Source organism: Ottowia massiliensis (genome assembly GCF_900240305.1).
Lineage (GTDB): Bacteria > Pseudomonadota > Gammaproteobacteria > Burkholderiales > Burkholderiaceae_C > Ottowia > Ottowia massiliensis.
Map to the genome: position 1 here is coordinate 983,421 of NZ_LT964854.1, position 13,845 is coordinate 997,265.

Genomic DNA, 13,845 nt, shown 5'->3' on the forward strand with positions numbered 1-13,845 from the left:
GCGCCGGATGTGTCGCGCCCCAACCCCTGACCCCGCCTGATGCGCCCGTGGACATCATCGTCCCCGTCTATCGCGGGCTGCAAGACACGCGCCGCTGCATCGAATCGGTGCTGGCCAGCGGCTGCAAAACAGCCTGGCGGCTCATCGTCATCAACGACGCCAGCCCGGAGCCGGAGCTGGCCGAATGGCTGCGCGCCAAGGCCGCCAGCGAGCCGCGCATCACCCTGCTGGAAAACGAGCAGAACCTGGGCTTTGTAGGCACCGTCAATCGCGGCATGGCCCTGTCTGATGCGCATGACGTGCTCTTGCTCAACAGCGACGCCGAAGTGGCTGGCGACTGGCTCGACCGCATCCGCGCCGCCGCCTATGGCGACCAGCGCGTGGCCACCGTCACGCCCTTTTCCAACAACGCCACCATTTGCAGCTACCCGCAGTTTTGCAAAGACAACGAGCTGCCCGCCGGCTACGACACCGCGCGGCTGGACGCCCTCTTTGCCCGCGCCAACGCCGGCCAGGTGGCGGACGTGCCCACCGGCGTGGGCTTTTGCATGTACATCCGCCGCGCCGCCTTGCAGGCCGTGGGCCTGTTTGACGAAGAGCACTTCGGCAAAGGCTATGGCGAAGAAAACGACTTCTGCATCCGCGCCGCCCAGGCGGGCTGGCGCAACCTGCACGCGCTCGACACCTTCGTGCGCCACTTTGGCGGCGTGAGCTTTGGCGAGGCCAAAAGCCCGCGCGAGCGCGCCGCCATGCAAACCCTGCGCCGCCTGCACCCGCGCTACGAGGGCGATGTGCTGCGCTTCGTGCAGGCCGACCCGGCCCGCCCCGCGCGCATGGCCGTGGACGTGGCCCGCATCCTCGCGCCCAACCAGGAGGGCCAGCCGCGCCCCGTCATCCTTGCCGTGCTGCACGACCGCCAGGGCGGCACCGAGCGCCACGTGCACGAGCTGGCCGCCGCCTTGCGCGAGCGCGCCCAGTTCATCGTGCTGCGCCCCCTGCCCGGCCAGCGCGTGAGCCTGCGCCTGCCCGATCCGGATGAAGGCTTCGAGCTGGTCTTTTCCTTGCAAAGCGAATACCCGCTGCTGCTGGACGTGCTGCGCCAGTTCGGCGTGTGCCACATCCACTACCACCACCTGCTGGGCCACGGCGACGAAGTGCGCCGGCTGCCGCTGCGCCTGGGCGTGGGCTACGACTTCACCGCGCACGACTTCTACCTCATCTGCCCCGAAATCACCCTCACCGGCCCCGACGGCCGCTACTGCGGCGAAGACGGCCCGCCCGGCGGCAGCCCCGCCGCGCTGGCCGCCTGGCGGCAAAGCCACATCGCTTTTGCCAACCAGGCGCGCTACCTCATCGGGCCGGGGCGCGACGTGCTCCAACGCCTGGCCCGCTACCTGCCCGGCGCCCCCCTGCGCCACGTGCCGCACACCGACATCGACCCCGCCCGCCCCCTGCCCGCGCCGCACCCCAAGCCGCTGCAAGGCGGCCGCCCGCTCAAAGTGGCCGTGGTCGGCGCGCTCAGCGCCATCAAGGGCGCCGACGTGCTGGAAGACGTGGCCGCCGCCGCCCGCAAAAGCGGCGCACCCGTCGAATTCCACCTCATCGGCTACGGCTACCGCACCCTGCGCGCGCGCCCGCGCACCCACCTCACCGTCTATGGCCGCTACGAAGAAGCCGACCTGCCCGCGCTGCTCGACTGGCTGGCGCCCGACCTCGTCTGGTTCCCCGCCCAGTGGCCCGAAACCTACAGCTACACCTTGAGCGCCTGCCTGCAGGGCGGCTGGCCCGTCGTCGCGCCTGATCTGGGCGCATTCGCCGAACGGCTGCAAGGGCGCGGCTGGACCTGGGTGCAGCCCTGGGACCAAACACCCGCCCAGTGGCTGGCCTTCTTTGAAGACATCCGCCAGCGCCACTGGCTCACCGGCCAGGCCCCGCAGCCTTGCGCCGCCGCGCAGCCCGAAGAAGCCACGCACCACATCCCGCCCGCGCCCGAGCGCCCCGTGGACTGGTATCTCACCGACTACCTGGCCCGCCTGCCCGCCGTCCAGCCCCGCCCCGGCGGCCCCGACCGCGCCGTGCTCGAAGCCCACCTGCCCGCCACCGGCCAGGCCAGCGGCCCCCGCAGCGCCGCCCTGCGCCTGCTCGCCTGGCTGCGCAGCCTGCCCGTGCTCTCCAGCCTGGCGCGCGCCGTGCCGCCGCACTGGCAAAGCCGCATCAAAAGCTGGCTGGTGAAGTAAGAAGCTGTTCAGAGCCGGGCCGCAAGGAGCAAAGGCCCGGGAACTGAGATGGCTGCACGGCGCGGAGAGATATCCGCGAATCAGCATGGGCAAGGCTGAATGGGCTGCGTCCTGCTTCAGCAGTATCTTTTGCTCTGTTATCCATAGCACAATGTCCTAGTGGATATTGCGCGAAATGGTGTTTCCTGCCCTTAAATTCGCTCTTCTTTTTGATGTATTTGGGCAAGTCCGGGCAGGCGCTCACATCCGCCAGTCGCCATACCCCAGCGTTGCGTAGATATTGATGGCCATGACCGCCAGCAGGCCCAGCGCGCCAACCAGCATGGCCCAGACGCCCGGCTTGCTCTGGCGGTATGAAAAGCCGCCCAGCAGCAAAAGGCAGCAGATGCTGACGGCGGCCATATTGAAGTGCAGAAGGTGCATGGCAGCTCTCCTCGTTTTCCATGAATGGATTGAATGCGCCCATTGTGGCCCCCGGCAGGCGCTGCCGGGCCGCATGGCAAACGGGCTGCGGCAAAGGCCAGCAGCGGGCCTGGCCCGCAAGGCGCGTGATGCCAGGCCGTGGGGAAACCCTGCCCGCGCGCGCCCTTTCCTTTTCTGCGGGCGCAAAAAAAGCTGCCCGCAGGCAGCTTTGGGAGTGGGGCGGAGCCGGGAAAAAGCCCGCAAAAAAGTCCTTAATTGCGGGACTTGTCCACCAGCTTGTTGGCCTTGATCCAGGGCATCATGGCGCGCAGCTGCTCGCCCACGATTTCGATGGGGTGCTCGGCATTGAGGCGGCGGCGGCTTTGCAGCGTGGGCGCGCCCGCCTGGTTTTCGAGAATGAAGCTCTTGGCGTATTCGCCGGTCTGGATGTCTTTGAGCGCCTGGCGCATGGCGGCCTTGGTGGCTTCGGTGACCACGCGCGGGCCGGTGACGTATTCGCCGTATTCGGCGTTGTTGCTGATGGAGTAGTTCATGTTGGCGATGCCGCCTTCATAAATCAGGTCCACGATGAGCTTGAGTTCGTGCAGGCACTCGAAGTAGGCCATTTCCGGGGCGTAGCCCGCTTCCACCAGCGTTTCAAAGCCAGCCTTGATCAGCTCCACCGCGCCGCCGCACAGCACGGCCTGCTCGCCGAACAGGTCGGTTTCGGTTTCTTCGCGGAAGCTCGTTTCGATGATGCCGGCCTTGCCGCCGCCATTGGCCATGGCGTAGGACAGGGCCAGATCACGCGCCTTGCCGCTGGGGTTTTGGTGCACGGCAATCAGGTGCGGCACGCCGCCGCCTTGCTTGTAGGTGCTGCGCACGGTGTGGCCGGGGGCCTTGGGGGCGACCATCCACACGTCCAGATCGGCGCGGGGCGCCACCTGGCCGTAATGCACGTTGAAGCCGTGCGCGAAAACCAGCGAAGCGCCCTGGCGGATGTGGGGCTCCACTTCTTCGCGGTACACCTTGGCGATGTGCTCGTCGGGCAGCAGGATCATGACCACGTCCGCCTGGCGGACGGCTTCGGCCACTTCGGCCACTTTCAGGCCCTCGCGCTCGGCCTTGGGCCAGCTTGCGCCGCCCTTGCGCAGGCCGACCACCACGTTCACGCCGCTTTCGTGCAGGTTTTGCGCGTGCGCATGGCCCTGGCTGCCGTAGCCGATGATGGCCACCGTTTTGCCCTTGATCAGGCTCAGGTCGCAGTCTTTGTCATAAAACACTTTCATGGATTTTCTCCTGGTTTGAATGGATTGATTTTCACGGGAAATCCCGTCATGAAACGGCATTTTCTGCCGCCGGTTTTCCGCTCATGGCGTTTTGCCGCCTTTTCATGGCGCGGCTGGCGGCTGGGGCTGGCCGCCCAGCTTGCGGTCGATGGATTGCAGGGCTTCGTGCATTCTGAAAAACAGAATCAGCCATTCAAAGAATATGCGCACGACAAGCAGCCCCAGGCACAGCATGACAATGCCATACCAAAAGCTGCCTTTGAACATCTGAATAAAGGACGAAACAATGACGAAGGCCGACAACAGCAGATAAACGCCTTTGGCAATCAGCGGCGTGACCATGACTTTGAAATCGAGAATATCCCGCATCTTTAATCTCCAGGTTGGTGAAAAACCGGCCGTGGGATTGGTTTGTGATTTTCTTGATTCATGGCGGGCCTTCACACCCGCAAAACGCGCTCGCCGCGCCCGATGCCGCTGGCGCCGGTGCGCACGGTTTCCAAAATGGCGCTGCGCTCAATGGCGTTCAAAAAGGCGTCGTTCTTGGACTGGTTGCCCGTGAGTTCGATGGTGTAGCTCTTGTCGGTCACGTCGATGATGCGGCCTCGGAAGATGTCGGCCATGCGCTTCATCTCTTCGCGCTCCTTGCCGATGGCGCGCACCTTGACCATCATGTGCTCGCGCTCGATGTAGCCGCCTTCGGTCAGGTCGATCACTTTCACCACTTCAATCAGGCGGTTCAGGTGCTTGGTGATTTGCTCGATCACGTCGTTGGAGCCGCGCGTTTCGATGGTCATGCGCGAGAGGCTGGCGTCTTCCGTGGGCGCGACGATGAGCGATTCGATGTTGTAGCCCCGCGCGGAAAAGAGGCCGACCACGCGCGAGAGCGCCCCGGCTTCGTTTTCAATGAGAACGGCGATGATGTGTTTCATGGTGTCTGGTTCCTCTGAAGGCCGCCGGCGCTGGCCGAAGCGCCTTGCGCTGGCGCGCCGCTGGCTTGTGGGTCATGGCCTGCGCGCGTCTGGCAAGGCCGCGCCGCAGGCTGGCAGGCCGCAGCTTCAGGCCGCGTCCGTTCTCAGCATCATTTCCGTGATGCCGCGCCCTGCGCGCACCATGGGAAAGACGTTTTCCGTGGGGTCGGTGCGGATGTCGAGAAAGACGGTGCGGTCGCGCAGCTTGCGCGCTTCGCGCAAGGCAGGCTCCACGTCTTGCGGGCGTTCGATGAGCATGCCCACGTGGCCGTAGGCTTGGGCCAGCTTCACGAAATCGGGCAGCGCGTCCATGTAGGTGTGGCTGTAGCGGCTGCTGTATTCAATTTGCTGCCACTGGCGCACCATGCCCAGGTAGCGGTTGTTCAGGGCAATGATTTTCACGTGCGCGTCGTAGTGCTTGCAGGTGGCCAGCTCCTGGATGTTCATCTGGATGGAGCCTTCGCCGGTGATGCAAAACACTTCGCTGTCGGGCCGGGCGATCTTGATGCCCACGGCAAAGGGCAGGCCCACGCCCATCGTGCCCGCGCCGCCGGAGTTGATCCAGCGCCGGGGCTCGTCGAATTTGTAGAACTGCGCCGCCCACATCTGGTGCTGGCCCACGTCGCTGGTGATGTAGGCGTCGGCGCCGCGCGTCATGTTCCACAGCGTCTCGACCACGTGCTGGGGCTTGATGACTTCGGTATTGGCGCGGTCGTATTGCAGGCAGTCGCGGCTGCGCCACTGCTCGATTTGCTTCCACCAGGCGTCCAGCGCGGCCGCGTCGGGCCGGGCCGGGTTTTCGCGCAGCATGGCAATCAGCTCCGAGAGCACTTCCCTGGCGTCGCCCACAATGGGCACGTCGGTCTTGACGCGCTTGGCAATGCTGGAAGGGTCCACGTCAATGTGGATGATCTTGCGCTCTTGCTGCGCGAAGTGTTTGACGTTGCCGATCACGCGGTCGTCAAAGCGCGCGCCCACGGCCAGCAGCACATCGCAATGCTGCATGGCGTGGTTGGCCTCCAGCGTGCCGTGCATGCCCACCATGCCCACAAAGCGCCGGTCGGTGCTGGGAAACGCGCCCAGCCCCATCAGCGTGGCGGTCACGGGCACATTGAGCAAGTCTTCCAGCTCGCGCAGCTGCTGGCAGGAATTGCCCAGCAGCACGCCGCCGCCCACGTAAATCAGCGCCCGCCTGGCCGACAAAAGCAGTTGCAGCGCCTTGCGGATTTGCCCCGCGTGGCCCTTGCGCACGGGGTTGTAGGAGCGCATCGAAACGGACTCGGGGTAGCCCGTCCAGAGCGTTTTGTTGAAGGAAACGTCTTTCGGAATGTCCACCAGCACCGGGCCGGGGCGGCCTGTGCGGGCGATGTGGAAGGCTTTTTTCATCACATCGGCCATCTGCCGCACATCCTTGACCAGAAAGTTGTGCTTGACCACGGGCCGCGTCACGCCCACGGCGTCGCACTCCTGGAAGGCGTCTTGCCCAATGAGCGGCAGCGGCACCTGCCCGCTGATGACCACCAGCGGAATCGAATCCATGTAAGCCGTGGCGATGCCCGTGATGGCATTGGTCAGGCCGGGGCCGGACGTCACCAGCGCCACGCCCACCTCGCCCGTGGCGCGCGCGTAGCCGTCAGCCGCGTGCACGGCGGCCTGCTCATGGCGCGTGAGGATGTGCTGGATGCTGTCTTGCTGGAACAGCGCGTCATAAATGTGCAAAACCGCGCCGCCCGGGTAGCCAAAAATCTGCCTGACGCCTTCGGCCTGCAAGGCCTTGATGAGAATTTCCGAACCGCGCAGCTCCTGCGGCGCGCGCTCGGACGTGTCAGACGTGCATGAGTCCATCGTGATCAACCTTTCGGAAATTTCAGTCGAGAAAAACCTTGGGTGCCCCTTGCCAGCCCTTGTGGGGCCGCGTCAGGACTTGAGGCCAGCGGCCATGGGCGGGCATGAGTGGCGCCGCCGGGCCGTGACCCGTTTGCCTTGTGTATGTGCAGCCGCGCATTATGGCACCGCCTCCTGCGGCCAGGCCGGGCGGCGGGGCTTGGCCAGGCCGGTTCATCGCCACAATCGCCGTCTTTGCCCAGCCTCTCGCTTTCGCCTGCCCGCCCATGCCGCCCCTTGCGCCTTCCGTTGATTCAGCTTTTTCTGGCAGCCAGCCCGCCGCGCCACGCCAGGCATGGTGGCAAATGGCGGCGCTGGCGTGCCTGCTCTGGGCATGGATGTCCACCGTGGCCAATGGCAATCTGGACAGCCAGTTCGACATGCTGGAGAACTACGCCTGGTCGCAATCTTTCCGCTGGGGCACGCACAAGCACCCGCCGCTATTTGCCTGGGTGGTGGGCGCGTGGTTCGCGGTGTTCCCTCAAACGGACTGGGCCTACCGCCTGCTTTCGTACGCCAATGTCTGGGTGGCGCTGGCCGGAGTGGCGGCGCTGGGCCGCCGCCTAGGGCTGGGAACGCTGGCGCAATGGGGGGCGCTGCTGCTGCTGTGGAGCTTTCCCTACACCACGCTGGCGGGCAAGTTCAACGCCAACAGCCAGCTTCTGCCGTTGTGGCCGTGGACAGCGGCGCTGCTGCTGGCCAGCTGGCGCGCCAGCGGCTGGCGCGGCGGCTGCGCCAGCGTCTTGCTGGGCCTGCTGGCAGCCGCCTGCATGCTGGGCAAGTACTACAGCGGCGTCTTCCTGGCGGGCCTGCTGGCGCCTGTTTTTTTGCACCCGCAGGGGCGGCGCTGGCTGCTCACGCCCCGGCCCTGGCTGGCGCTGGCCGTGTTCGCGCTGGCGCTGTGGCCGCATCTGGACTGGGTGGCGCAACATGGCTGGGCCACGCTGGCCTACGCGGCCGACCAGAACGGCGGCCAGACGGTATGGCGTCACGTGCTGCGCTTCGCGCTCTCGCCCCTGCTGTACTGGCTGCCCGCCTGGCTTGCGCTGTGCCTGGCGCACGCCGCAGCCGGGCGGCGCGAGGCCGGCGGCTGGCGGAGCGCGGCAGTCCGCGCGGCCTGGCAAAGCTGGCGCCCGCAAGGCTGGGGCGACACGCTGTTCTGGCTGGCTTTCGCCCCCTGGGCGCTCACATTGGGCTTTGGCGTGGCGGGCGTGGCGGAGCTGTCCATCCCCTGGGCCATACCCATCGGCTATGCCTTTTCTCTGCTATGGCTGCGCAATTTGCGCGCGCTGGACGCAGCGGCGCTGAACACGGCGCTGGCGCGCCTGCAACGCGCCTGGTGGCCCGCGCTGGCCGTGGCGCTGGCGCTGGCGCTGGGCGTGGCCGCCTTCAGGGCGCTCACGGGGCAGGCCGACTACTACCGCCCCTCGCGAGAAGCGGCGCAAGCCATCGTGCAGGACTGGCAGGCCCGCCATCCTGGCCAGCCCCTGCACTGGGCAGGCGGCGAATGGGCGGAAAACGCCATGCTCGCCTTTTACGCACAGCCCCATCTGCACACCGTGCCCGGCCTGCCTGACAGCCTGCCCGCGCGCCTGACCTGGCCTGGCCCCTGGCAAAGCCTCAATGGCCTGCTGCTTTGCCCGCTGGGGCCGCTTTCACAGGCTCCGCAGCCTGCCGCCGTGCCAGCCACCCAATGCGTGGCGCAAGCGCAAGCCTGGCTGGCCGCGCGCGGCCAGCCCGCCGCGCCGCGCGTACTGACCGCGCAGCGCCACGGCTGGGCCTTTCCCCGCGCCATGCCGTTCGCCTACGCGGTGTTTGACGTGCCTGCGGCAACGCCCGCCCCCTGAAAAGACAAGCCAGGCTGCACTCACAAGATGAGCCAATCAGAGAGGTCATGAACACCTGCCTGCGCAGTCTCTGCTGAACCCTTTAGCTATGGTTTTTGATAGCAAGCCCCTTCATCCGCCCCTGCCATGACCGAGCCTGACCGCAACGCCGAGCCGCCACAACGATTGGAACAACTGGATCGCCTGCGCGAGCTGGCGTGCAGGCGCGAAAGCGCACGCGAAGCAGGCAATGCCCCCCCGCCCGCCGCCCGCCCCGGCTGGCGCTTTTTGCGGCATCCGGCACACTGCATCGCCCTGGGCTTTGGCTCCGGGCTGGCGCCCGTGGCAGCGGGCACGGCAGGCACGCTGTGGGCCTGGGGCGTTTGGGCCTGGCTGATCGCGCCCTGGCTGTCAGCGCCCGCGCAAGGGGCGCTGGCAGCAGCGGCGCTGCCGCTGGGATGGTGGGCCTGCGCGGTGACGGCGCGCAAGCTGGGCCAGCCTGATCCGCGCGCTATCGTGTGGGATGAAGTGGCCGCTTTCTGGCTGGTGCTCTGGCTCATTCCTGCGGCCTGGGGCTGGGCTTCTCAAGCCGTGGCCTTCGCGCTGTTCCGCTTGTTTGACGCTGCCAAGCCCGGCCCCGTGCGCTGGGCCGATCAGCTCTTTCATGACCGGGGCGGCTGGCTGGGCGCGCTGGGCATCATGCTGGATGACCTGGTGGCCGCTGCCTGCACCTTGCTGGCTGTGGCGCTGGCCGCGCGCGCAGGCTGGCTGCCGTTGCACGTGTGAGGCTGCGCGTGCAGCTTGGGGCTTTTGCCTTCATTTTGCTCCTCTATCCATAGCATAATGTCCTGGTAGATATTGCGCGACCGGTTATTTAAGGCCCTTTGATTAGCTCCTTTTTTTGATGCCAATGCAGCCTCTGCTGCGGATGCTCCGCCCAGTGGCGGCGCTGCGCCCGAGCTTTACCTGCGCTTGACGGGAAGCCGCGAGAATCCGCGCCTTTCCGGGCTTTGCCCAGGCGGCCTTCTGCGGCGGCCTTTCTCTTTTTTCCCGCCATGAAAAACATCCGCATCGCCCTTTGGGCCGTTTTGCTGGGCCTGACGGGCCTGTGGCTGCTGGCCGATACGCTGTGGCCGCAGCCGTTTCACTACTTCACCTTCCGCTCGGTGGCCGTGCAGTGGACGGGGGTGCTGGCCATTGGAGCGATGAGCGTCATCCTCGTGCTGGCCGCGCGCCCGGCCTGGGCCGAGCGCTGGCTGGACGGGCTGGACAAGTCCTACCGCCTGCACAAATGGCTGGGCATTGCGGCGCTGGCCGCTTCGGTGGCGCACTGGTGGCTGGCGCTGGGCACCAAGTGGATGGTGGGCTGGGGCTGGCTGGTGCGCCCCGAGCGCGGGCCGCGCCCGAAGGTGACCGATCCGGTTCAGCTGTGGTTCAACAGCCAGAAAGGGCTGGCCGATACGCTGGGCGAATGGGCCTTTTACGGCGGCGCGGCGCTCATCGTGCTGGCGCTCATCAAGCGCTTTCCCTACCGCTGGTTTGCCAAAACGCACACGCTGCTGGCGGTGGCGTATCTGGCGCTGGTGTATCACTCGGTGATTCGCACGCGCTTTGCCTACTGGGCGCAGCCGGTGGGCTGGGTGGAGGCGGCGCTGATGCTCGCTGGCAGCGTGGCAGCGCTGATGGTGCTGGCCGGCCGCGTGGGCGCAAAGCGCCGGGTGCAGGCCACGGTGCAGGCCGCCGACTGGCTGGCACCCATACAGACGCTGCGCATGCGGCTGGCCGTGCCGCCAGGCTGGGCGGGGCACGCACCGGGGCAGTTCGCCTTTGTTTCTTTCAGCCGCGCCGAAGGGGCGCACCCGTACACCATCGCCTCGGCGTGGGACGGGCAGCGGCGCGAAATCACCCTTCTCGTCAAGGCCCTGGGCGACTACACCAGCCGCCTGCACGAGTGGCTGCGCCCGGGGCAGCGCGCCACGCTGGAGGGGCCGTATGGCTGCTTCACGTTTGAAGACGGCGCGAGCGCGCAAATCTGGGTGGGCGCGGGCATCGGCATCACCCCTTTCATGGCGCGCATGGAACACCTGGCGCGGCTGCGTGATGCGAGTGATGCTGCGGGCAGTGCAGGCGATGCAGGCGATGCAGGCGATGCAGGCGATGCAGGCGATGCAGGCGATGCAAAAGGCGCGCAAAACATCCGCCTGTTCTATTGCGTGCAGCAGCCCGATGCCGCTTTCACCAGCGAGCTTCAGGCCCTGGCCGCCCGCGCGGGCGTGACGCTGCACGTCATCGCCAGCCAAAGCGAAGGCCGCCTGACCGCCCAGCGCCTGCGCGAGCGCGCGCCCGAATGGGCCACGGCCAGCGTGTGGTTCTGCGGCCCCACGGCCTTCGGCCAGGCGCTGCAACGTGAGCTGACGGCCGCCGGCCTGCCCGCCGGGCGCTTTCATCAAGAGCTGTTCGAGATGCGCTGAAAAAACGGGCCGCTCCGTCCATCAGGCAAGATCAAAAACAGGAGCAAATTCAGGGGGCTTGAAATACCGCCTCGCGCAGCTTCCACTAGGACGTCATGCTATGGATACAGGAGCTGAATAACCGGCCAGCCGTGCCTATCCCGCCACGCCAGCGCGGCAGGTACGAGAGCGGGCATTGCAGGTGCCAGACGCTGAACAGGCTCTCAAATCCCGCGCGCGCGGTCTTCGTGAAAGCGCCGCACGAACTCGCCGAAGGCGCCTGCGTCAAGCGCGGCGCGCATTTCGGCCATCAGGTTCAGGTAGTAGTGCAGGTTGTGCACGGTGGCCAGCATGGGGCCGAGCATTTCGCCGCAGCGGTCCAGGTGGTGCAGGTAGGCGCGCGAAAAGCCTTCGCGTCCGCCTTCGGCCCAAGGCACGCCGCTGCTGCCCGCGCAGGCGTGGCAGGTGCAGGTTTCGTCGATGGGGCGCGGGTCGGCCTTGTGGCGGGCGTTGCGGATTTTCAAGTCGCCAAAGCGGGTGAAATAGTGGCCGTTGCGCGCGTTGCGCGTGGGCATGACGCAGTCGAACATGTCCACGCCCTGCTGCACGCCGAACACCAGGTCTTCGGGCGTGCCCACGCCCATGAGGTAGCGCGGCTTGTGCGCGGGCAGGCGGTGCGGGGTGTGGGCGGTGATGCGCTGCATGTCTTCCTTGGGTTCGCCCACGCTCACGCCGCCCACGGCGTAGCCGGGAAAGTCCATGGCCACCAGGGCTTCGAGCGACTCTTGCCGCAGGTGCTCGAACATGCCGCCTTGCACGATGCCAAAGAGCGCGTTGGGGTTTTGCAGCCGCGCAAACTCGGCCTGGCAGCGCCTGGCCCAGCGCAGGGAAAGCTCCATGCTGGCGCGCGCTTCGCGCTCGGTGGTGACGTGGCCTTTGGTTTCGTACGGCGTGCATTCGTCAAACTGCATGACGATGTCGCTGTTCAGCACGGTTTGAATCTGCATGCTGATTTCGGGCGTGAGAAACAGCCGGTCGCCATTGACGGGGCTGGCGAACTTCACGCCTTCTTCGCTGATCTTGCGCATCTCGCCCAGGCTCCAGACCTGAAAGCCGCCGCTGTCGGTGAGGATGGGCTTGTGCCAGTTCTCAAAGCCATGCAGGCCGCCAAAGCCTTGCAGCACGTCCAGCCCGGGCCGCATCCACAGGTGAAAGGTGTTGCCCAGGATGATTTGCGCGCCCATTTCATGCAAGCTGCGCGGCATCACGCCTTTGACGGTGCCGTAGGTGCCCACGGGCATGAACACGGGGGTTTGCACCACGCCGTGGCGCAGCACAAGGCGCGCGCGGCGGGCGTGGCTGGCCGGGTCTTGCGCCAGCAGCTCGAATTGCAGCATGGCGGCTTTACGCGGCAGCAGGGGCGCCGGCCGGCGCGGCCAGGGGCTTGCGGGCGATGACGATGAAGCCCGGCAGGGCCTTGCCGCCTTCATTGCGCAGGCTTTCCAGGTGTTCAAACTGCACTTCGTCAAACCCCGCCTCGCGGCACTGGCGCTCCACGGCGCTGGCCTTGTGCGCGTAGCGGTTGCTGCCTGGGCGCAGCACGAGATCGGCTTCGTCCTCGCTGGCGGCTTCGCAGGTGAAGATGAAATGCCCGCCCGCTTTGAGAATGCGCAAGGCGTTGGGAATGACGGGGGCCAGATCGCCCACGTAAACCAGCGCATCCAGACAGGTGATGACTTCGTAGTGGTCGGCTGGCGTGTCGCGCAGCGCATCCAGAATGTTCACGTGGTGAAAGCGCGAATAAACGCCGTGGCGGGCGGCCTGTTCAATCATCTTCTCGGACAGGTCCACACCAATCAGGTGGCCGTGCAGGCGGCCCAGGTACACGCCCAGCAGGCCCGTGCCGCAGCCCAGGTCCAGCACGTTGAAGCGCCGGTCGGGCCGCAGCGCCAGCAAGATTTGCGCCACGCGCTCGGGCGCGCGGTATTTCAGGCCGCCGACCAGGTGCCGGTCAAAGCGCTGCGCGTAGTCGTCAAACAAGCCTGTCACCGAAGCTTCGGGCTGCGTTGCCGGCGTCTGGCCGTGCGCCACGGCATGCCAGTAGCGCATCTGCTCATCATCGGGGTTGCGGATGATGAGCACATCAGCCAGGCGCTGGGCTTCGCTCTGGTCGCCCAGTTGCAAGGCGCAAGTCAGCAGGTTTCTCAGCGCGTTTTCGTTGCCGGGCTGAGCTTGCAGCACCCGGTTGTATTCGTCTTGCGCCTGCTTGTATTGCCGATCGCGGTACAGCATGCCAGCGTAATCCTGCCGAAGCGGGTGGTTTTGCGGGTCAAGCTGCAACGCCGTTCGTGCCCAGGTCAGGGCCTGCTGCCCGTCGCCAGCCACCTCAGCCACGTTGGCGGCGGAGTGCAGCACACGCGGCTCTTTCGGCGCCAGCGCCACGGCGTGGCGGGCGTGTTCCATGGCTTCGCTGAATTGCCCTTGGGCGGCCAGTTGCAGGGCCAGCTCGGTGACGGCCACGAACCAGCCCGGCTCCAGCGCCACGGCGCGGCGCGCGGCCTGCACGGCGCCCGCCAGATTGCCCGCCTGCTGCGCCAGGCGCACGCCCATCAAAGCCACCCGCACGTCCTTCGGATGCTGCGCCTGCGCCTCAGTGAGCGCCTGCGCAGCTGGCTGCAACAGCCCTTGCGCAATCCATTGGCCGATTTTCTGCAGGCGCTGGGTGAATGGGTCGTTTCGAATCTGGAGGCTCATGGCGCAACTCTGGAATGGGCAAAGCCGCGAAT

11 protein-coding genes are annotated in these 13,845 nt (G+C 66.4%); 4 read left to right on the forward strand and 7 right to left on the reverse strand.

The features are described from left to right. Nucleotides 1-2,237, forward strand: a 2,237-nt coding sequence (locus C1720_RS04475; protein WP_158241744.1) for a glycosyltransferase, incomplete at its 5' end; no start/stop codon positions are given. Between the two features lie 240 nt (nt 2,238-2,477). Here C1720_RS04475 and C1720_RS04480 read toward each other — a convergent pair. The 5 genes from C1720_RS04480 to C1720_RS04500 form a co-directional block, all read right to left on the reverse strand. After that, nucleotides 2,478-2,660: a hypothetical protein gene (locus C1720_RS04480; protein WP_102283373.1), complete on the reverse strand. Its 183-nt coding sequence runs from the start codon at nt 2,658-2,660 to the stop codon at nt 2,478-2,480. Nucleotides 2,661-2,911: 251 nt separating this feature from the next. Further along, nucleotides 2,912-3,928: a ketol-acid reductoisomerase gene (gene ilvC, locus C1720_RS04485; RefSeq protein WP_050715421.1), complete on the reverse strand. Its 1,017-nt coding sequence runs from the start codon at nt 3,926-3,928 to the stop codon at nt 2,912-2,914. 102 nt (nt 3,929-4,030) lie between these two features. After that, nucleotides 4,031-4,297, reverse strand: a complete 267-nt coding sequence (locus C1720_RS14555; protein ID WP_102283374.1) for a DUF4282 domain-containing protein — start codon at nt 4,295-4,297, stop codon at nt 4,031-4,033. Between the two features lie 71 nt (nt 4,298-4,368). Continuing rightward, nucleotides 4,369-4,860: an acetolactate synthase small subunit gene (gene ilvN, locus C1720_RS04495; protein WP_050715419.1), complete on the reverse strand. Its 492-nt coding sequence runs from the start codon at nt 4,858-4,860 to the stop codon at nt 4,369-4,371. A gap of 126 nt (nt 4,861-4,986) precedes the next feature. Beyond that, a complete protein-coding gene (locus tag C1720_RS04500) occupies nt 4,987-6,744 on the reverse strand; it encodes an acetolactate synthase 3 catalytic subunit (protein WP_102283375.1) in 1,758 nt (585 codons plus the stop codon). A 266-nt stretch (nt 6,745-7,010) separates the two neighbouring features. Here C1720_RS04500 and C1720_RS04505 point away from each other — a divergent pair, with 266 nt between their 5' ends. From C1720_RS04505 to C1720_RS04515, 3 genes are all read left to right on the forward strand, one after another. Further along, nucleotides 7,011-8,630: a glycosyltransferase family 39 protein gene (locus C1720_RS04505; protein ID WP_102283376.1), complete on the forward strand. Its 1,620-nt coding sequence runs from the start codon at nt 7,011-7,013 to the stop codon at nt 8,628-8,630. Between the two features lie 126 nt (nt 8,631-8,756). Further along, nucleotides 8,757-9,395 (forward strand): phosphatidylglycerophosphatase A family protein, encoded by a 639-nt coding sequence (locus C1720_RS04510; RefSeq protein ID WP_102283377.1) that lies wholly within the window; start codon nt 8,757-8,759, stop codon nt 9,393-9,395. 269 nt (nt 9,396-9,664) lie between these two features. Further along, nucleotides 9,665-11,080: a ferredoxin reductase family protein gene (locus tag C1720_RS04515; protein WP_102284496.1), complete on the forward strand. Its 1,416-nt coding sequence runs from the start codon at nt 9,665-9,667 to the stop codon at nt 11,078-11,080. Nucleotides 11,081-11,283: 203 nt separating this feature from the next. On the opposite strand, the gene tgt is transcribed toward C1720_RS04515, so the two are convergent. After that, entirely contained in the window at nt 11,284-12,456 is a 1,173-nt protein-coding gene (gene tgt, locus C1720_RS04520; RefSeq protein WP_102283378.1) for a tRNA guanosine(34) transglycosylase Tgt, read from the reverse strand. A gap of 7 nt (nt 12,457-12,463) precedes the next feature. Further along, nucleotides 12,464-13,813, reverse strand: coding sequence for a methyltransferase domain-containing protein (locus tag C1720_RS04525; protein WP_102283379.1), 1,350 nt, complete (start codon nt 13,811-13,813; stop codon nt 12,464-12,466). Nucleotides 13,814-13,845: the final 32 nt, after the last annotated feature.